Genomic DNA, 19012 nt, shown 5'->3' on the forward strand with positions numbered 1-19012 from the left:
ATTAGGGTGAGGCGATGCGACAAGGATGGCTCCAGGGCGGGGCCTGGCTCCTGGCCACCGGAGCGGCGGTGACGCTGTCGTGGTTCGGTGTGCACACCGTCATGACCGGCACGGCCTACGACCCGCCGGTGACGACGCCCGTCGCCCGGGCGGACGCCGCCGAGTCGGCCTCGGGGACGCCGCCCGTCGCCTCCTCCGCCACGCACCGGCCGCCCGGCTCCCCCGCGCCGCCGGAACCCGCGTCACCCGCCGCCCCCGACGACGGGGACGGCGCCCCCGGCAGCGGCGAAGGGGCGGACGGCGCGGGCGAGGAGTCCCCCGGGTCCGCGACCTCGCAGACGACGCCGACCGGGGAGCCCACCGCCGGAGAGACGCCCGAGGACGCCCCCGCGCAAGCGCCCGGGGAGGACCGGGGCGAGGTGCGCAGCTACACCGCCGACGGCGGGCGCGTCGCCTTCGACCTGCGCGCCGACTCGGCGTCGCTCGTCTCGGCGACCCCGCACTCCGGCTGGGAGGTGCGGGTGTGGACCCAGGAGCAGTGGGTGCGGGTGACGTTCAGCCGGGGCGACCGGTCCTCGTCGGTCTTCTGCACCTGGCACGACGGACCGCCCCGCGTGCAGGTGGACGAGCGCTGACCGCACCCGGCGGCGGGGCGCGGGGCGTCGGCGCCCCCGGAGGCGGGCCGCGTCAGGCGAAGGTGCCCGGGGGCGGCGGCGGGGAGGGGCGGGCGGTGGCGTCGGTGGCGGGACGGGCGCCGCCGGTGAAGTCGGCCAGCGCGCGGCCGTGTTCGAGCCGGGCCGGGTGGGGGTCGGCGGCGGCCCGCCGGGTCAGTTCCGCCACCGGCAGCGGCCGGGCGGCCGCCAGCAGGACGGCGTTGCCGAAGCGGCGGCCCCGCAGCACGGCGGGGTCGGCCGTCACGCACACCTCGGGGAAGACGGCCAGCACGGTGGCGATCTGGGCCCGCAGGTGGGCCAGCGGGGGCCCGTCGGTCACGTTGACGGCGTACAGCCCGTCGGGGGCCAGGGCCCGGCGCACGTCCGCCAGGAACTCGACGGTGCCCAGGTGCGCGGGGGTGCGGGCGCCGTCGAAGACGTCCGTGACGACGAGGTCCGCCCACCCGTCGGGCACCTTGGCGAGCCCGGCGCGGGCGTCGGCGCCGCGCACCCGGATGCGCTGGCCGGCGTCCCACGGCAGGGCCCGCCGCACGAACGCGGTCAGTTCCCGGTCCACCTCGACGACCTGCTGGGTCGAGCGGGGACGGGTGGCGGCGACGTAGCGGGGCAGGCTGAGCGCGCCGCCGCCCAGGTGCACGGCGCGCAGCGGACGTCCCGGCGCGGGCGCCACGGCGACGTCGGCGGCGTGCCCGATGCGGCGCTGGTAGGCGAAGCCGAGGTGGGTGGGGTCGGCGAGGTCGACGGCGGACTGCGGCGCCCCGTCGAGCGTCAGCGTCCAGCCCCGCGGCCGGTCCGGGTCGGGCTCCAGCCGGGCCAGGCCGCCGGCCACCCGCTCGGTGACCGCCGCGCGGCCGCCCCGCTGCCGCTGCCCGGACCTGCTCGTCATGGGCCCAGTATCCCGGCCGACGCGCGCCGGGCGCACGGCGGGCCCGCCCCGGCCGACGGCGCCGTCGGTGCGCGGGCCGCCGCCGGACGTCAGCGGCAGCGCTCGGCCACCTCGATGACGCGGGCCGCCTCCCGCAGGGCCGCGCGCAGCAGCGCGGGTTCGGTGGCCGGGGCGCCGGCGCCCTCCGGGGGAAGGAGCCAGCACGCGCCGGTGACGGGCGGCGGGGTGGCACGCCCGCCCCCGGCGGCCGGGACGTGCGTGGGGGCGCAGGCGCTGCCCGGCACGTCCCAGCCGTCGGCGGTCCCCGGTGGTACGAGGAAGCCGAGGGTGGCTCCGGTGCCGTCGTGCAGCACGGGGCCGGCGCTGTCCCACAGCCGCAGGATGTCGGCGGCCTCCAGACCCTCCCGGGCCGGGACGGTGACCAGGTCGCACGGTTCCCCGGCGACGGGCCGCGGGGGCCTGGGCCGGACGACGTCCGTCCGTGCGGTGTCCGCCGGTCCGGTACCGCGGCCCGGGTGCGGGCCTGACCGTGCCGTGGTTCGCGGTCCGTCGGTGTCCAGCAAGGGGACCACTCCTCCGCCTCACGCAGCTGTGCTTCGTGCCGAGTCCAACGGGTCGACCCCCCTCGGGGCTACGGCGCACGCGGCGGCGGAGCATGGCGCTTCATGGCAGAACATGGCAGAACGCGGCGGAGCACGGCAGAAGCCCACGGGAAGCGGCCGGTTGATGCCCCGCGTGGACGAACCGGTGTGGCGCAGGTCTCACACCGTGTACCTTCCGGGGCATGGCGTCGTCACCTTCTACGTCATCGGGTTCCGGCCCGGTTCCGCCGTACCGCGCCCCGGCACCGCGGCCCAACACCGCGTTCCGGGAGCTGCGCGGACCGCGCTCCCCGGGGGAGTTCGCGGCCGCCGTCCGGCGGGCGGCGCGCGAGATCGGGGAGCGGGTATCGTGCGACGCCCGATACGTCGGGCGGGTGGAGGCCGGAGAGATCCGGTGCCCCAACTACGCCTATGAACGCGTGTTCCTGCACATGTTCCCGGGGCGCACCCTGACCGATCTGGGGTTCGCGCCCCGGGAGGCCGTCCGGGGGCGGAGGGCGCGCGGCCGGGGCGCGCACGCCGACGGGACGGCAGCCGCACGGCCCCGTGCTCCCCAGGCACCGGGGCAGCCGGAGGTGACGGACGACCCGCTCGCCCCCGACCCCACCCAGACCCTTCTGCACACTGACGAGGAGAGCGACGTGCTGCGTCGCGCGTTCATGACGGGCGGCACCGCCGCCCTGGCCGCGACCCTGGGGCCGAACCCGGGGCAGGCCGAAGCCTGGGCCGCGCCAGGCGTGACCGGCAGGGCCGGTGAGAGCGAGGCCGAGGCCGTCGAGGAGGCGGTGCGCCGCATCCGGCTGATCGACGACCAGCACGGGGCGGGCGCCCTGTACCGGCAGGCGGGCACCGCGCTGCGCGGCGCCTACCGGCTGCTCGACGCCGGTGTCCGCCGCCAGTCGGTCGCCGACCGGCTGCACAGCGGAGCCGGTGAACTGGCCCTTTCGGTGGGCTGGTTGGCTCACGATTCGGGCCGCGTCGAGGACGCCCGCTCGCACTACGCCGAAGCCCTGGCCACCGCCCGGGTCGCCGGGGACGCCGGTCTGGAGGCGCACGCCTTCAGCAACACCGCGTTCCTCGCCCGTGACGCCGGCCGCCCCCGCGAAGCGGTCCGCGCGGCGCAGGCGGGCCGGCGGGCCGCCGCCGGGCTGGGCTCCCCCCGGCTGCTGGCGCTGCTGACGCTGCGTGAGGCGGGCGGGCGCAGCGGGCTGGGCGACCGCTCCGGCTGCCAGGAGGCCCTGGGCCGGGCGCACGACCTGTTCGCGCGGGGCCCCTCCGAGGCCGACCCCGAGTGGATGAGCTTCTTCGGCGAGGCGGAGATCGCCGGCCTGGAGGCACAGTGCTGGGCGGCCCTCGGCGACTACCGCAGGGCCGAGGTGTGCGCCCGCCGGGCCGTGGCCCTCCAGTCGCCGCACTTCGTGCGCAACACCGCCCTGTTCACAGCCGAGCTGGCCGACGACCTGGCGGCCGCGCACGCCCCCGACGAGGCCGCCGCGCACGGCGCACGGGCGCTGGACCTGATGACGTCCGTGCGCTCCTCCCGCGTCCAGGCCATGCTGCGGCGCACCGCCCGGCGGCTGCTGCCGCACCAGCGGGAGCCGGACGTCGCCCTGTTCCTCGACCGCGTGCGGGAGGCGTAGGCACCGGCCGCGTTCTCTCCCCCCGCGGGGTTCAGCTCCGGGGATCCAGGTGGCCGGTGTCGTTCCAGCGGCTGAGGGCCGGTTCGCCGTAGGCCCAGCCGAGCACGGAGAAGCCGCAGGCGGCGAGCCCGATGCGGGCCCCGAAGCCGATGTCCTGGCCGAGCCAGCGCGCGCCGAGCGCCCGCAGGAGGTGGCCGTGGGCGAAGACCAGGACGTCCCGGTCGGCCGAGCGCGCCCAGTCGACCACCTCGTCGGCCCGGGCCGTGACCTCGGCGAGCGTCTCGCCACCCGGCGCGCCGTCCCGCCAGATCACCCAGTCCGGCCCGGCCTCCTCCCTGATCCGCTCGCTGGTCAGCCCCTCGTACCGGCCGTAGTCCCACTCCATGAGGACGTCCCAGGGCCGCGCGCGGGCACCGAAACCGGCCAGCTCGCAGGTCTCGGCCGCACGCCTGAGGGGGCTGGTGCGGACCTCGACGTCCGGCAGCCCGTTCCAGGGGGAGCGGTGCAGCCGCTCGCCGAGCAGCTTCGCCGTCCGGCGGCCCTCGTCGAGCAGCGGGAGGTCGGTGCGTCCGGTGTGCCGGCCGAGTCGCGACCACTCCGTCTCACCGTGCCGGACGAGCAGAATGCGCGGAGCCATGGGCGGGGAACCTCCCGGTCGTACGCGTTGTCAGCCGAAGATGCCAGACTGCCCCGGGTGACGCACGTGAACCACTCACCACGTCCGGATGGCGGCCGGCCCACCGTGCCCGCGCAGGGCACGGACGGTCTGCGGCGGCGCCTGGCGCGGCTGCGCGGGGACGGGCACCCGCCCCGGCCGCTGGACGCCCGGGCCCTGTCCGCGCTGGCCGCCAACCCCGGCTGCCGGCGCCGGGCCCTGCTGGACGGCGCCGGGGTGGACAAGACGGCCCTGGCCCGCGCGCTGGGCGCGCCCGCGCCGTTCGGCCAGTCCCAGTTCGCCTTCTCGCGCGGCCACGCCTTCGAGGCACGGGTGCACGCCGACGGCTGCGCCGCGCTGGTGCGGATGCTGCGGGCCGCCACCGCGGACCGCTCCCCCGAGCCCGCCGCCGTCGAGCAGCCCGACCTCACGGCGGACGGCCCCGCCGGGCGCGCGGCCCGCACCGCGCTCGCCCTGGCGGAGGCCGACGCGGCGGGCGCGGGGGTGTGGACGGTGCTGGTGCACCCGATCCTGGAGCTGCGCGTCGCCGGTTCGCCCGTCCACCTGGAGCCGGACGCCCTCGTCGTCGCGCCGGACGGCACCCGCACGGTGGTGGAGGTCAAGTCCTTCCCCATCCTGGACGGCACCGCCGACCCGGCGAAGGTCGGCGGCGCGGTGCGGCAGGCGGCCGTGTACGCGCTGGCCCTTGAGGAGCGCGGGGACGCCGACCGGCTCGCGGACGTCGTCCTGCTGGTGTGCCCCAAGGACTTCTCCAACCTGCCCACGGCCGCCGCCGTCGACCTGCGCCGCCAGCTCGCGGCCGTCCGCCGCCAGCTCGCGCGGCTGACCCGGCTGACGGACATCGCCGCCGAGCTGCCGCCGGACGTCACCTTCGACCCCGAGCGGCCGGGCGAGGAGCTGGCCGACGCCGTGGCCCGGGTGCCCGCCGCCTACGCCCCCGAGTGCCTGGCCACCTGCGAGCTGGCCTTCCACTGCCGGGCGCGGGCGCGCGAGGCCGGTGACGTCACGGTGCTGGGGCGGGCCGTCCGGGGGGAGCTCGGGTCGCTGACGACCATCGAGGCCGTGCTGGCCGCCGCCCACGGGGACGCCCCCCAGATGGGCGCCACGCCGGACGCCGGGGCCGACCCGGCGGTGACCGCGCTGCGCCGCGCCGCCCGGCTCCGCGCGGAGGCGCTGGGCGGCGCGTCGGCCCGGGCGGGTGGGGTGCGATGACGCTGCTCGCCACCCTCGCCCGCATGGAGGCCGCGGCGGCCGGACGGGCCCGGCCGCTGGCGACCGTCCGGCACCGCCACCTGACCGACCGGCCGCTGGTGCTCGTCCCGCTGACGACGGCCGGTGAGGCCGGGGCCCCGCTCGGCGCCCTGCTCGGCACCGACCCCGAGGAGCCGGTGCTGCTCACCGTCGCCCAGCCGCGCGACCGTGACCTGCGGTTCCGCTTCCTCGCCGAGCTCGCCGACGTCATGCTGCCGCACCTGGAGTCGGCGCAGGACGAGGTGGAGGCCGTCGCCCGGCGCTCCGGCGAGGAGGCCGAGCTGTGCCGGGACGCCCCGCAGCTCCTGGTGCCGAACTCCGGCGGCGTCGCCTTCGTCCGGCTGCTGGGCCGCTCGATGCGCTTCCGCCGCACCGCCGAGGAGGATCCGGACACGCCGTATCCCGCGCCCGCCCGGGTGCCGCTGCTCGGACGCTGGCTCACGCACTACGGCGAGCGGTCCCGGGTGCCCGGCTCCTCGCTGCTGCTGGCCGCCACCGACCTGCTGACCCGGCACTGGGCCACCGGCCAGAGCGCGCTGGAGGACCAGCATCTGGGCGCCCTGCTCGGCTGGCTCCGCGCCGACGGGCCGGGGGGCGCCGAGGCCGCGCTGCGGGCCGAGACGGCACGGGACGAGGCGGGGCGGCTGCTGGTGCCCCCGGCCGGTCCCGCCACCGATCCGGCCTTCGACAACAGGGTCCTCGCCCCCGCCGTGGCCCGCTACGACGCCGGCGTCTTCGGGGCGGACGTCGAGATCAGGAACGCCCTGGCCGGGCAGCTCCGCCCGACCTGGGACGCGATGTGGGAGGCGCTCGCGCTGCTGCGGGAGCTGCCGCCGGGGGAACGCGTCGCCGGACGCTGGGAGGGGGACCGCTGGTCCTACACCGCCCACCGCGACCGGCTGCGGGCGGGTGAGCCGCCGCAGCCCCGGCGCGACGACGCGGTGACGGCGGCCCGCAAACTCGCCGCCCGCGAGCGGGACCAGGCCCGGCTGGCCGCGCAGGAGGCCCTGGACGATCCGCTGGTCATGGCCGCCCGGCGGCTGGCCGGCGAGGCGTTCAGCGGCACGGTGACGGAGGTGCGTCCGGCGTACTCGACGGGCAGACGGCCCATGCCGCGTCCCCTGGTGACGCTCCGCACGGACGACGCCCCGCAGCTCGGCGCGGGCACGAAGGTGTGGCGGGCGCTAGCCGACGGCCGGGCCCAGCCGGGCGAGTGCGCGGAGCTCCCCGGTCCCGGCCTGGTCACCGTCCGGCTCACCGGGGGCATGGGGCGCGGGAAGGAGCCGGCGCCGGGCAGCGTCCCGGAGCCGGGCGAGGCCGTGTGCTGGACGCTGTTCGAGCACCACCCGCGCGGCGGCCCCGACCTTCCGGACCCGGAGGACACCCCCTGGACGCACGGCGGCCCGCCCGGCGAGGCCCGGCCCGAACCCCCCGACCCCGCCACCGAGGAGGACCTGCTTTGACGGTCTCCGCATCCGTGACCGGCGCGCGGACGGCCGGGGACGACCCGGGCGCCGCCGCGTCCGCCGCCACCGCCGCCATCCTCGCCGACACCCTGCACGGGCGGGAGCGCGGCGTCGTCGTGGACTCGCCGCCCGGCGCGGGGAAGTCGACGCTGGTGGTGCGCGCCGCCCGCGAGCTGGCCGCCGCGGGCCGCCCGCTGATGATCGTCGCCCAGACGAACGCCCAGGTGGACGACCTCGTGGACCGGCTGGCCGTGGCCGATCCCGACCTGCCCGTGGGGCGGCTGCACAGCAGCGACCCGGCCGCCTACGACGCGGCGCTGGACCGCCACCCGGCCGTCCGCGCCTCGGCGAAGATCGCCGACCTGGCGGAGCAGGCCGTCGTCGTGTCCACCGCCGCGAAGTGGGCGCACGTGCAGGGTGGCGCCGTCGCCGAGCCGTGGCAGCACGCCATCGTCGACGAGGCGTACCAGATGCGCTCCGACGCGCTGCTGGCCGTCGCCCGGCTCTTCGAGCGGGCCCTGTTCGTCGGCGACCCGGGGCAGCTCGACCCGTTCAGCCAGGTCGGCACGGAGCAGTGGGCCGGCCTGTCCTACGACCCGTCGGCGAGCGCCGTCTCCGCCCTGCTGGCCCACCACCCGGGCCTGCCGCAGCACCGGCTGCCGGTGTCGTGGCGGCTGCCCGCCTCGGCGGCACCGCTGGTGTCCTCGGCGTTCTACCCCTACACCCCGTTCCGCAGCGGCACCGGGCCCGGGGACCGGCGGCTGGCCTTCGGCGTGCGCGGCGACGGCTCGGCCGTCGACCGGGTGCTGGACACGGCCGCCGACGCGGGCTGGGGGCTGCTGGAGCTGCCCGCCCGCCACACGCCGCGCACGGACCCGGAGGCCGTCGCCGCCGTCGCCGCCGTCGTGCACCGGCTGCTGGAGCGCGCGGGGCTGACGGCCGACGAGCGCGGCACCGGGCCGGCACCCCTGACGGCCGACCGGGTCGCGGTGGGCACCGCGCACCGCGACCAGGCGGCGGCGGTCCGTACGGCCCTGGCCGGGCGCGGGGTGGAGGGCGTCACGGTGGACACCGCCAACCGGCTCCAGGGCCGCGAGTACGACGTCACCGTGGTGCTGCACCCGCTGTCCGGACGGCCGGACGCCACGGCGTTCCACCTGGAGACCGGCCGGCTGTGCGTGCTGGCCTCCCGGCACCGGCACGCGTGCGTCGTGGTGTGCCGGGCGGGCGTCGCGGAGCTGCTCGACGAGCACCCCTCGGCGGAGCCGGTGCAGCTCGGGGTGGACGTCCGCTTCCCCGACGGCTGGGCCGCCCAGCAGGCCGTTCTCGCGGAGCTGTCCGCGCACCGGGTGCCCGCCTGAACCACGGGCGGGCCCCGGGGGCAGACAGTTCGCGGGGGTTCGCGGGACAATGGTCGTCGGTCTACGACGTGGAGGTACGTTCATGCCCGAGCCGGACTCGGCTCCTTCCTTCCGGCGGCCCGCCCCGCTGATCTTCGAGCCCGCCGCGAGCGCGGAGGAGGCGGAGCACTTCTTCGACCTGGAGTCGATCGCCGACCCGCGGGAGCTGCTGTCGCGTGCGACGGAGCTGGCGGTCGCCTTCCAGGCGGCGGCGGACCGGGCCATGGAGTACCAGGCGATGGCGGCCGCGCAGCTGGCGGACCCGCGCCGCTTCGACCGGCTGCCGGACGCCGCCATCGCGGACCGCGCCGAGTGGACGGAGGACTACACGCGCCGCATGGTCGCCTTCGGCAAGCAGCTGCTGCGCGACGCGACCCCCGACGGCAGCCCCTGAGCGAGGCGCCCGGGGCCGGGGCCGGCACCCGATACGGCGCGGCGGGCGGAGCGGCGTACGGTAGCGCAGGTGGGGGCGGCGTGTCCGGCTTTCGCTCATCTTGAGTGAGGACGCGAGCACTCCGGGTACATGTATATGTCATGAGCATCTCCTTCTGCGCGGACGCCCCCCCGCCCGACACCGCCGCCTGGCTCGCCTCGGCCAGCCCCTTCCCGCGCAGCGTCCGGGCGCTGTGGGCCGCGTTCCCCGACCGGCCACAGCCGCTGCCGTGCGGCACGGTCTTCGACGTCGTGAGCGTCCCGGCGGTGTTCGGCCGCCGGATGGTCGGGCACCTGGCGTCGGCCGGCGGCGTGGCGACGGGTCCGGTGGCCGTGGACCGGGGGCGGGCGCTGTTCTTCGCCCGGCCCGGTACGGCGCGGCGGCTGCCCGCGCTGCTGCGCTGGGAGGAGTGGCACGGCCAGCCGGGCGCGGAGGCCGTCCCCGCGCTGCTCGGCTACGGGCCCGGGGACGTCGTGGGCGTTCCGGCACCGCCGCTCCCCGGCGGGTCGGGCACCCGCTGGCTCGTCCCCCCGGACGGCACGCCCGCGGCCCGCCCCACGGGCGCCCGGGAGCTGCTCTGGGCGGCGGTACGGACGGTCCGCGCAGGTCGGGGGCACGGGCGGGACCTATCGATTTCCGCTCCCGGCGATGCTGGTGCTAAGGTCTACGACGTCAGCAGGCGCCGCTAGCTCAGTTGGTTAGAGCAGCTGACTCTTAATCAGCGGGTCCGGGGTTCGAGTCCCTGGCGGCGCACAGACGGCCGAAGGCCCTCCGCAGCAGCGGGGGGCCTTCGCGCATGGCCGGGCATGGCCGGGCCGGGTCCGCACGCCCGCCGGCCGGGCCTCAGGTCCGGGTGATCCGCACCGTCCACTCCCCCGTCGGGGAGCGGTCCAGTGCGGTGACCCGCACCGCGCCGTCGTCCACGGACAGGCTCTCCCCCACCCCGAGCGGGGCGTCCGCGAGCGGGGCGTGCACGGAGGTGCTGCGGCAGGCCGCCGTGCGCGGGTGGCCGTCGAGCACCTCGACGGGACCGCCCGCCGAGGCGGTGTCGCTGCGCACCCGGTAGACCAGCACTCCGGGCCGGCACAGCCGCTCGTCGTTGCCGACGGGCTCACGCACCTCGGCGACGACGACCTCGCTCGGCCCGGTCCGCGCGACGGCCAGCCGGGTCCCGCCGCCCGGGCCGGCGCCGCCCGGCGCGCGGCCCAGCGGCTGCAGGGCGTGGATCGAGGTGCCGGGGCCGCCGACGCAGTCCACCTGCTCGTCGTCGAGCCAGCCGAGCTTCCACTTGTGCCACCCGAAGGGGTCCGGGGCCAGTCCGAACTGGCTGCCCATCAGGTCCCAGTCGCCGACGTAGGTGTCCCAGTCGCCCTTGCCGTCCTGCGGCCGGTTGTACAGGTCGGGCAGGTCGAAGACGTGCCCGGTCTCGTGGGCGAGGACGTTGCGGTCGGCGGGAAACCGCTCGAAGACGGTCACGATGCGGCGCAGCTCGGTGCCGTCCACGGAGACGGGCTCGCGGAAGTTGACGACCTTCGTCGCGTCGGATTCGACGCCCGGCGCGTCGGGGTCGGCCACGAAGTAGACGACGTCGTAGTCGCCGAAGTCGAGCTGCGGGTCGACGACGTCGATGGCGTCGCGGAGGTAGGCGGCCCGGTCCTCGGCGTCCCAGTCGCGTGCTATGCCGTAGCGCTCGGAGGGGGAGGGCATCTCGGCCCAGTGGAAGGCCGCGTGCAGGCGCAGGTCGAAGCGGCCGTAGGAGGCGCGCTCGAAGAAGGCGCCGGTGGCGGGGAAGTGGTCGGCGGCGAGCCGGCCCGGAGTGATCAGCGGTTCGGAGTCGGGGAAGGAGAGGAACACCATCATCGCGTCGACGGTGCGCTCGGGGCGCACGTAGGCGTCGTTCCAGGTGTCGAGCCCCAGCGAGTGGTGGGCGTCGGTCCGCTGGAGCGCGCAGGGCGGCGTCCGGTCGGCGTCGGTGGCGGGACCCGCGAAGGAGGAGGTGCCGGCCACGGCGGCGAGGACGGTGAGGACCGCCGCCGAGCGGCGCAGCCGTCCCCGGCCCGCGCGCCGGGTGGACCGGTGGCGCGGCGGCCCGCCCGCCGGTATCCGGAACAGCCGGTGCACAGGGGGTGCGAGGCGCGTCGATCGCACGGGAACCTCCGAGAAACAGGCCCGGTCGGGATGCCGATTCCTCGTCCACTCTGTGGCGAAATGCCCTGCTCCGTCGCGTTGGACTAGGCCGGGCGGGCCATGGCCGGAGCATCACCCACCGTCATCACGCCGTGCGCCGTCCGCACGCCCCGCGGGGCTCGCACTGGCGTGCGCGCCCGCCCCCCTGCGGGTGTCCCGGCGGTGGGCGCTGCTGGCCCGCTCCACCCGAAAGCCCCTATGATCGGCTGACTTTCCAGTGACCAGACCCTCCGGGAGCGATCGGTGAACGCAACCCTGGACGCGCCGGGCGACGGCCCGCACGCCACCGGAGCCCCACCGCACCCCGCCACGGAGAGTCACCGCGACCCGTGCTTCCGTGCCGCCTTCGACAGCGCCCGGCTGGCGATGGCCCTCGTAGACCGGGCGGGCCGGATCGTCGCCGCCAACCCGGCGTTCACCCGGCTCCTGGACACCCCCGCCGGGACGCTCGACGGGCTCCCGCTGACCGAGCTGACGCACCTGGGGCTGGACCGCCGCACCCGCACCGCCTGCGCGGCCGTCCTGCGGGGCGAGCGGGCCGAGGTGCGCTGCACCCGGCGGCTCAAGCACCCCGACGGAACCCTGCTGTGGGCGGAGATCAGCCTGGCCCCCGCCGGGACGCCCGGCAACGCCGCCCTGCTGTCCGTCACCGACGTGAGCGAGCACCGCGAACTGCGCGAGCGGCTGCGCCACCTGGAGATGCACGACCCGGTGACGAAGCTGCCCAACCGCGTGCTCTTCTTCGAGCGGCTGGCCGCCGCCCTGACCGAGAGCGCCACCGGCCGGATCGGCCTGTGCTACCTCGACCTGGACGGCTTCAAGGCGGTCAACGACACCCTCGGGCACCGCGCGGGCGACGAACTGCTCGACCTCGTCGCGCAGCGGCTGGTGCACTGCGCCGCCGGGCCGCGCGGCGGACACCTCGTCGCCCGGCTCGGCGGTGACGAGTTCGCCCTGCTCGTGGAGAGTTCGACCGGGACGCGGCAGCTGACGGACCTCGCCGACGCCGTCCTCGCCGAGCTCCAGACGCGTCCCTTCCGGCTGGCCGGGCAGCGGCACACCGTCTCCGCCAGCATCGGTGTCGTCGAGCGCCCCACCACCGGGACGAGCGCCACCGAGCTGATGCAGGCCGCCGACACGACGCTCTACTGGGCGAAGGCCGACGGCAAGGCGCGCTGGACGCTCTTCGACCCCGAGCGCAACGCCCACCGCATGACCCGGCAGGCCCTCTCCAGCACCCTGCGGCCCGCCGTGGACCGGGGGGAGTTCGCGCTGGAGTTCCAGCCCATCGTCGGTCTGGCCGACGAGACGCTGCGCGGCGTCGAGGCACTGGTCCGCTGGCGGCACCCCCAGTTCGGGATGATCGGCCCGAAGGACTTCATCGGGCTCGCCGAGGAGAACGGCGCCATCGTGCCCCTCGGCCGGTGGGCGCTGGCCGAGTCGTGCCGCCAGGCCCGGCGCTGGCAGCTGGAGCACAGCGGCGTACCGCTGTACGTCTCGGTGAACGTCGCCGTGCGGCAGGTCTGGGACTCCGACCTCGTCGCCGACGTCGCCGACGTCCTGCGCGAGACCGGGCTGCCACCGGGCCTGCTGCAACTGGAGCTGACCGAGAACGAGGTGATGGGCTCGGCGGGACGCCCGCTGCGGGCCCTCCAGGCCCTGTCCGAGATGGGCGTGCGCATCGCCATCGACGACTTCGGCACCGGCTACTCGAACCTCGCCTACCTGAGCCGGCTGCCGGTGCGGGCCCTGAAGCTGGACGGCACGTTCGTGCGCGGCTTCCAGCCCGGCAGCGCGCGACGCACCAACCGGGCCGACGAGACGATCGTGACGTCCCTGGTCGACCTCGCGCACAAACTGGGGCTGACGGTCACGGCCGAGTGCGTGGAGGGGCCGGCGCAGGCCGAGCGGCTGCGCCGGATCGGGTGCGACACCGGCCAGGGCTGGCACTACTCCAAGCCCGTCGCCGCCGACCGCATCTCCGCCCTCCTCAGCGCCGCGCGCTGACCGCGCGGGGCCGGGGCGGGCGTCAGCGGAAGAGGGCGCCCAGCCGGTCGGTGCGCACCGCCACCTCCGCCAGCCGCAGCCCCTCCCAGACGGTGACCTGGTTGGCGGTCAGCACCGGCTTGCCCAGCGCCGCCTCCAGCTCGGTGAGGTGGTCGGCGCTGTGGAGCGCGGTGTCCGGCAGCAGCACGGCCTGCGCCGCCTCGTGGTCCCCGGCGGTGGCCATCGCGAGCACCTCCGCGCGGCCCCAGGTGCCGACCTCGGCCGCTGTGATGACGCCGCTGCCCCGCAGCGAGACGACCTCGATCCCGGCGGCCTTGAGGAACGCCCCGAAGTGCTCCGCGACGTCCGTCGGGTAGGTGGCGGCGACGGCGACCCGGCTGACGCCCAGGGCCCGCACCGCGTGCGCGAACGCGAAGGACGTGCTCGACGCGGGCAGCCCGGCCACGGCGGACAGGGCGCGCACCTGCTCGTGCGCGCCCTCCCAGCCGAAGACGAAGCTGGCGCTCGTGCACGACCACACCACGGCGTGCGCGCCCCGGCCGGCCAGGGCCGTCATGCCGTCGGCGAGGCGGGGCGCGGAGCCCATCTCGAGCAGCGCGTCCACGCGGTGCGCGTCCTCCCCGATGTCGGTGTGGACCAGCGGCAGCGAGACGTCGGCCCCCGCCTCGCGCAGGAGGGCCTCCAGCCTCGGGTAGTCGTCCTCGGCCGAGTACCCGGGGTACAGGAACCCCACGGTGTGCCGGGCCGGGTGCCGGGCGGCGTGCTGCATGAACCACTCCTGTCGCAGGTGGGGGCTGGTGCGGATGCGGACGGGGGCGAACGGCGCGGACGGGACCGCGCTCTCAGAGCGGCGGCTGGCCGCCCGTCAGGTCGTCGGGGAAGGCGGGCTCGACCAGCGGGTCGGCGAGCTCCGGCTCCGGGCAGGGCAGGGCCGAGCCCGCGAGGGCGACCTCGGGGGGCGCGTGGGGTGCCTCCCGCGCGTCGTCCTCGGGCGCGGCGGGTGAGGGCAGGCCGGACATCGCGGCCGGGCCGCGTCTGGCGACCGGGTCCAGCAGCGCCTGGTAGGGGCCGACCGCCTGCTTGCCGATGCTGCGCAGCGCGGACCAGACGGTCACCTGGTTGGCGGAGAGCACCGGCATCCGCAGCTCGGCCTCCAACTGCGGAATGACGTCGTAGGTGGGGAGGTTGGTGCAGCTGATGAACAGGGCGTCCGGCTCGCCGTCCGCCGTCGCCTCCCGCGCCATGCCGGTGACGTCCCGGTAGGGGACGCGCCAGATCTCCCGCGTGAGCCCCAGGTAGCAGCGGCCGGTGACCTCGATGCCCGCCTCGCCCAGGTAGTCCTCCAGGGCGTCGGTGACGGACTTGGTGTACGGCGTGACGAGGGCGACGCGCCGGGCGTCGATCTCGCGCAGCGCCTGGAGCAGCGCGCCGGAGGTGGTCAGCGCCGGCGTCTCGCCCGCGAGGTTCATGGCCGTGCACATCGCCAGCTCCCCGGCCTGCCCGCCCACGAACGAACCCGAGGTGCAGGCGTAGGCGACGACCTCCGGCGAGACGGCCGTCAGCGCCTGGACGGCCTCGCGCAGCGTGGCGTGCTCGCTGACCAGCCGCGCGAGGTCGAGACTCACCTCCACGGGCACGAACGGGGTCCGGGTGAGGTGCAGCGAGACGTCGTCGGGGACCCAGCGCCACAGCTCGCGATCCAGCGCGAAATCGAAAGGGGCCACGATCCCCACACCGCGCTGTGGACCGGGACCGCCGAGAAACGAGACATCCATTGCGAGCCCCTCAAACAGACGCAGGGATGGCCTATGGCCGCAACAAGAGGAGAAGCAGAGAAGAAAACGCAGACCGGCGGAAAGCCGGAGACGCAGGATCAGATGCCTTCATTGACGAAGGTAGTTTCCGATCCCTACCGTGGTCAATCCTTCACCCGATGCCGTACTCCGGCCGTGCCACCGAGTATCCCGCCCCTCCATCACCACTCCATCACCGCTCCGTTTCCGAGAGGTTTCCCACCCATGGCAGAACCCCGCGTCCTGGTGCTCGACGACGACCCGCCGCCGGATCTCCGGCGGCTGGCGGGGCGGGCGCGGGTGCTCCGCACCGACGAGTCGGGGCTGGCCGCCGCACTGCCCGAGGCGGACGTCCTGCTGGTGTGGAACTTCCTCTCCGACGCGGTGAAACGCGCCTGGCCCGGGGACGGTCCGAGGCCGTCGTGGGTGCACACCGCGAGCGCGGGCGTGGACCGGCTGCTGCCGGAGCTGGCGGGGTCGGACACGGTGATCACCAATGCCCGGGGCGTCTTCGACCAGCCCATCGCCGAATACGTCACCGGGTGGGTCCTGGCCATGGCCAAGGATTTTGCCGGTTCATGGGAATTGCAGCGTTCCCACCGATGGCAGCATCGGGAGACCATGCGGGTCGGGGGAACGCGCGCGGTCGTGGTCGGGTCGGGGCCGATCGGAAGGGCCATCGGCCGGACGTTGCTGGCCCTCGGCGTCTCGGTGGAACTCGTCGGCCGCACGGCCAGGGAAGGGGACGCGGAATTCGGTCACGTGAACGGCTTCGAGGCTTTGGACGGCCTTCTCCCGGAAGCCGACTGGGTGGTCTGCGCGGCCCCGCTCACCCCCGCCACCGACGGTCTCTTCGACGCGAAGGCTTTCGCCCGCATGAAGGACGGGGCGGCGTTCGTGAACATCGGCCGGGGCGCGCACGTCGTCACCGCCGACCTCGTCGACGCCCTGGGCACCGGCCGGCTGCGCGGGGCCGCCGTGGACGTCCTGCGGGAGGAGCCCCTGGGCCCCGAGAGCCCGCTGTGGGACGTGCCGGGGCTGTGGATCTCCCCGCACATGAGCGGGGACACGCTGGGCTGGCGGCGCGACCTCGCCGAGCAGTTCTGCGACAACTTCGACCACTGGGCGGCGGGCAGGCCGCTGCTCAACATCGTCGACAAGCGGCTGGGCTACGTCCCGGCGCACTGACGGGAGGACGCGTTGACCGATCTCACCGCCCTGACGGCGGGCCGGCTCGTCGCGGGATACGCCGCGGGTGACTTCTCGCCCGTGGAGGTCACGCGGGCGGCGCTGGAGCGCGCCGAGGGCGTGGACCCCCGGGTGAACGCCTTCGTGCGCATCGACGGGGACACCGCACTGGAACAGGCGCGCGCCTCGGCCGAGCGCTGGCGGCGCGGTGCGCCCGCCGGGCTGGTGGACGGCGTCCCGGTGACGGTCAAGGACATCCTGCTGCAACGCGGCGCGCCCACCTTCAAGGGGTCGTGGACGGTCCCGGGCGCAGGTCCCTGGGAGGAGGACGCCCCGTCCGTGGCGCGGCTGCGCGAACACGGCGCGGTGTTCCTCGGCAAGACGACCACCCCGGAGTTCGGCTGGAAGGGCGTCACCGACAGCCCCCGGCACGGCGCCACCGGCAACCCCTACGACCCGGGCCGCACGGCGGGCGGCTCCAGCGGCGGCGGCGCGGCGGCCGTCGCGCTCGGGGCCGGGCCGCTGGCCCTGGGCACCGACGGCGGCGGATCGGTGCGCATCCCGGCGGCGTTCAGCGGGATCTTCGCGCTCAAACCCACCTACGGCCGGGTGCCGCTGTACCCGGCGAGCGCCTTCGGGACGCTGGCGCACGTCGGCCCGATGACGCGGGACGCGGCGGACGCGGCGCTGCTGCTCGACGTCATCGGAGCGAGCGACCCCCGGGACTGGTCGGCGCTCGCGCCGTTCCCCGGCAGTTTCCGGGACCAGCTCGCGGGCGGGGTGGCCGGGCTGCGGGTGGCCTACTCCCCCGATTTCGGCGGCCGGGTGGCGGTGCGTCCGCAGGTCGCCGCCGCCGTGCGGCGGGCCGTGGAGACGCTGGAGGAGCTCGGGGCCCACGTCGAGGAGGCGGACCCGGGCTTCGAGGACCCGCTCGACGCCTTCCACGTGCTGTGGTTCAGCGGGGCCGCCCGCGTCACCCAGCACCTCGGCCCGGAGCAGCGTGCCCGGCTCGACCCCGGCCTGCGGGAGGTGATCGAGGAGGGCGCCCGCCACTCGGCGCTGGACTACCTGGCGGCGGTCGACGTCCGGATGGCGCTCGGGGCCCGGCTCGGCGCGTTCCACCAGCGCTACGACCTCCTCGTGACGCCGACGATGCCGGACACGGCGTTCGAGATCGGCGTCGAGGTCCCCAAGGGCTCGCCGCACCGGCGGTGGACGGAGTGGACGCCCTTCAGCTACCCCTTCAACCTCACCCAGCAGCCCGCCGCGAGCGTGCCGTGCGGACTGGACGGGGCGGGGCTGCCCATCGGCGTCCAGCTCGTCGGGGCCCGGCACGCCGACGCGCTGGTACTGCGCGCGGCGCACGCCCTGTACGGCACGGCGGTCCCCCGGCTGCCCGCGCCCCCGCTGCCGGCCGAGAGCGCGGCCCGTCCCTGATCGCTCGCGGCGGCCCGGCCGCGCCCCGCCGCCCGTCCGATCCGCCCGTTCCCCGACCCGCCCGACCCGCCGAGGAGAGACGATGGCCGACCGCTTCATCGAGGTGTCGCTCGACAAGCGAGGGGTGCGCTGCACCGCCAAGCTGCTGGACGACCGCGCGCCCGTCACCTGTGCCGCGGTGTGGGATGCGCTTCCGCTCGGCGGGGACGTCTACCACGCCAAGTACGCACGCAACGAGATCTACGCGCTGGTGCCGCCCTTCGCCCCGCAGGAGCCGCCGCTGGAGAACCCGACGATCACCCCGATCCCGGGCGACCTGTGCTACTTCACGTTCACCGACGTCCAGCTCGGCACGTCGTCCTACGGCTACGAGACGGACGCCCGGCACCAGGGGCGGGCGACGGTGGTGGACCTGGCGCTGTTCTACGAGCGGAACAACCTGCTGATCAACGGCGACGCCGGCTGGGTGCCCGGCATCGTGTGGGGCGCCGTGGTGGAGGGGCTGGACCGGATGGCGGAAGCCTGCCAGGACCTGTGGCGGTCGGGCGCGATCGGCGAGACCCTCTCGTTCCGCCGGGCGTCCTGAAAGCCACGCGGCCGGACCGCGGCTCGGACCACGCTCCGGGCAACGCCGAGGGCCCCCGCGTGAGCGGGGGCCCTCGGTCAGGTGCGCCGCCAGGGACTCGAACCCCGGACCCGCTGATTAAGAGTCAGCTGCTCTAACCAACTGAGCTAGCGGCGCGGGCGCCGGTGCGGTGACCGGCAGGAAAATCCTACCCGATGTCCTGGGGTGCCCGTGACCAGGCGGCGTCCCGGTCCCGCAGCTCGGCCAGGACCCGGCGCAGGTAGGGCCGGGGCACGGCGGGGAGCAGGAGGGACACGGCGTGCACCAGCTTGCCGAGGACGAAGGTGGTGTCCGGAGTGGCCCGCACCAGGTCCTGGACGGCCTCGGTGTCGCTCTGCTCGACGGCCTCGATGAGGACGGCCACGTGCGGGGCCGCGTCCTCGTCCGTCTCCACCCACCGCTCGCCGGGCGGGGCGGCGGCGGACGCGGCCAGCCGGCGCAGGACGCGGTCGCCCGCCTCGGGCGCGGGGTGGGCGCGGCGGACGGCGTCACCGGCGACGCGGCACAGCGCGGCGACCAGATCACGGGTGCGCTCGTCGCACTCCAGCTCCGCGAGGCCGGTGTCGAAGGCGAGCTGGTTGCCGTGCCGGAGGGCGAGCAGGAGACGTCCCGCCGCCGTGTCGGCCGTGGGGCCCGCCGCTCCCCCGGGGTCGGATGCCGTGCACTCGTCGGCCTGCCAGGACGTCCGCATGGGCCAAATCATGACATAGCCGCTGTTTCGCCTTCGGTACGGCGCGCGCCGACGTG

Annotated in this window: 18 protein-coding genes and 2 tRNA genes; 12 read left to right on the top strand and 8 right to left on the bottom strand. The window is 76.2% G+C overall.

Features of this window, described 5'->3' with window-relative positions; all coding sequences use genetic code 11:
* Positions 1 to 14 precede the first annotated feature (14 nt).
* Positions 15 to 635 (top strand): hypothetical protein, encoded by a 621-nt coding sequence (locus IF129_RS04620; RefSeq protein ID WP_191208071.1) that lies wholly within the window; start codon positions 15 to 17, stop codon positions 633 to 635.
* A gap of 52 nt (positions 636 to 687) precedes the next feature.
* On the opposite strand, the gene IF129_RS04625 is transcribed toward IF129_RS04620, so the two are convergent.
* Both IF129_RS04625 and IF129_RS04630 read right to left on the bottom strand, forming a co-directional pair.
* The gene (locus IF129_RS04625) at positions 688 to 1560 is read right to left on the bottom strand and encodes a spermidine synthase (RefSeq protein ID WP_191208072.1); all 873 of its coding nucleotides are present in this window, start codon (positions 1558 to 1560) and stop codon (positions 688 to 690) included.
* Positions 1561 to 1649: 89 nt separating this feature from the next.
* On the bottom strand, positions 1650 to 2123 hold the full coding sequence (locus IF129_RS04630) for a hypothetical protein (protein WP_224754239.1): 474 nt from the start codon (positions 2121 to 2123) through the stop codon (positions 1650 to 1652).
* Between the two features lie 221 nt (positions 2124 to 2344).
* Between IF129_RS04630 and IF129_RS04635 the strand changes: the two genes are divergently transcribed.
* A complete protein-coding gene (locus tag IF129_RS04635; RefSeq protein ID WP_191208073.1) occupies positions 2345 to 3802 on the top strand; it encodes a hypothetical protein in 1458 nt (485 codons plus the stop codon).
* A 31-nt stretch (positions 3803 to 3833) separates the two neighbouring features.
* Here IF129_RS04635 and IF129_RS04640 read toward each other — a convergent pair whose 3' ends face one another.
* Entirely contained in the window at positions 3834 to 4439 is a 606-nt protein-coding gene (locus IF129_RS04640) for a histidine phosphatase family protein (protein ID WP_191208074.1), read from the bottom strand.
* 57 nt (positions 4440 to 4496) lie between these two features.
* On the opposite strand from IF129_RS04640, the gene IF129_RS04645 reads away from it, so the two are divergent.
* The 6 genes from IF129_RS04645 (at position 4497) to IF129_RS04670 (ending at position 9781) form a co-directional block, all read left to right on the top strand.
* A complete protein-coding gene (locus IF129_RS04645) occupies positions 4497 to 5690 on the top strand; it encodes a hypothetical protein (protein WP_381480156.1) in 1194 nt (397 codons plus the stop codon).
* On the top strand, positions 5687 to 7192 hold the full coding sequence (locus IF129_RS04650; RefSeq protein WP_191208075.1) for a hypothetical protein: 1506 nt from the start codon (positions 5687 to 5689) through the stop codon (positions 7190 to 7192). Before IF129_RS04645 ends, IF129_RS04650 begins: the two co-directional genes overlap by 4 nt.
* Positions 7189 to 8556, top strand: a complete 1368-nt coding sequence (locus IF129_RS04655) for an AAA domain-containing protein (protein WP_191208076.1) — start codon at positions 7189 to 7191, stop codon at positions 8554 to 8556. The genes IF129_RS04650 and IF129_RS04655 overlap by 4 nt, the downstream gene beginning before the upstream one ends.
* An 82-nt stretch (positions 8557 to 8638) precedes the next feature.
* Positions 8639 to 8989 (top strand): hypothetical protein, encoded by a 351-nt coding sequence (locus IF129_RS04660; protein ID WP_191208077.1) that lies wholly within the window; start codon positions 8639 to 8641, stop codon positions 8987 to 8989.
* Positions 8990 to 9129: 140 nt separating this feature from the next.
* On the top strand, positions 9130 to 9717 hold the full coding sequence (locus IF129_RS04665; RefSeq protein WP_191208078.1) for a hypothetical protein: 588 nt from the start codon (positions 9130 to 9132) through the stop codon (positions 9715 to 9717).
* Positions 9708 to 9781: transfer RNA gene (locus IF129_RS04670), tRNA-Lys, on the top strand. Before IF129_RS04665 ends, IF129_RS04670 begins: the two co-directional genes overlap by 10 nt.
* 90 nt (positions 9782 to 9871) lie before the next feature.
* On the opposite strand, the gene IF129_RS04675 is transcribed toward IF129_RS04670, so the two are convergent.
* Entirely contained in the window at positions 9872 to 11149 is a 1278-nt protein-coding gene (locus IF129_RS04675; protein ID WP_381480311.1) for a M6 family metalloprotease domain-containing protein, read from the bottom strand.
* Between the two features lie 309 nt (positions 11150 to 11458).
* Between IF129_RS04675 and IF129_RS04680 the strand changes: the two genes are divergently transcribed.
* The gene (locus tag IF129_RS04680; protein WP_191208079.1) at positions 11459 to 13222 is read left to right on the top strand and encodes a putative bifunctional diguanylate cyclase/phosphodiesterase; all 1764 of its coding nucleotides are present in this window, start codon (positions 11459 to 11461) and stop codon (positions 13220 to 13222) included.
* A gap of 22 nt (positions 13223 to 13244) precedes the next feature.
* On the opposite strand, the gene IF129_RS04685 is transcribed toward IF129_RS04680, so the two are convergent.
* Positions 13245 to 13991: a maleate cis-trans isomerase family protein gene (locus IF129_RS04685; RefSeq protein WP_191208080.1), complete on the bottom strand. Its 747-nt coding sequence runs from the start codon at positions 13989 to 13991 to the stop codon at positions 13245 to 13247.
* A 73-nt stretch (positions 13992 to 14064) separates the two neighbouring features.
* Positions 14065 to 14997 carry a maleate cis-trans isomerase family protein gene (locus tag IF129_RS04690; protein ID WP_191208081.1) on the bottom strand — a complete coding sequence of 311 codons (933 nt, stop codon included), beginning with the start codon at positions 14995 to 14997 and terminating at the stop codon, positions 14065 to 14067.
* A gap of 243 nt (positions 14998 to 15240) precedes the next feature.
* Between IF129_RS04690 and IF129_RS04695 the strand changes: the two genes are divergently transcribed.
* From IF129_RS04695 to IF129_RS04705, 3 genes are all read left to right on the top strand, one after another.
* The gene (locus IF129_RS04695) at positions 15241 to 16203 is read left to right on the top strand and encodes a D-2-hydroxyacid dehydrogenase (protein WP_191208082.1); all 963 of its coding nucleotides are present in this window, start codon (positions 15241 to 15243) and stop codon (positions 16201 to 16203) included.
* A 12-nt stretch (positions 16204 to 16215) separates the two neighbouring features.
* Positions 16216 to 17640, top strand: coding sequence for an amidase (locus IF129_RS04700; RefSeq protein WP_191208083.1), 1425 nt, complete (start codon positions 16216 to 16218; stop codon positions 17638 to 17640).
* A gap of 82 nt (positions 17641 to 17722) precedes the next feature.
* The gene (locus tag IF129_RS04705) at positions 17723 to 18226 is read left to right on the top strand and encodes a DUF3830 family protein (protein ID WP_191208084.1); all 504 of its coding nucleotides are present in this window, start codon (positions 17723 to 17725) and stop codon (positions 18224 to 18226) included.
* Positions 18227 to 18308: 82 nt separating this feature from the next.
* Here the strand turns inward: IF129_RS04705 and IF129_RS04710 are convergent.
* Both IF129_RS04710 and IF129_RS04715 read right to left on the bottom strand, forming a co-directional pair.
* Positions 18309 to 18382, bottom strand: a tRNA-Lys gene (locus tag IF129_RS04710).
* Between the two features lie 31 nt (positions 18383 to 18413).
* Positions 18414 to 18956, bottom strand: coding sequence for a hypothetical protein (locus tag IF129_RS04715; RefSeq protein ID WP_191208085.1), 543 nt, complete (start codon positions 18954 to 18956; stop codon positions 18414 to 18416).
* Positions 18957 to 19012: the final 56 nt, after the last annotated feature.

Origin of the sequence: Streptomyces chumphonensis (genome assembly GCF_014779715.1) — a bacterium.
Lineage (GTDB): Bacteria > Actinomycetota > Actinomycetes > Streptomycetales > Streptomycetaceae > Streptomyces > Streptomyces chumphonensis.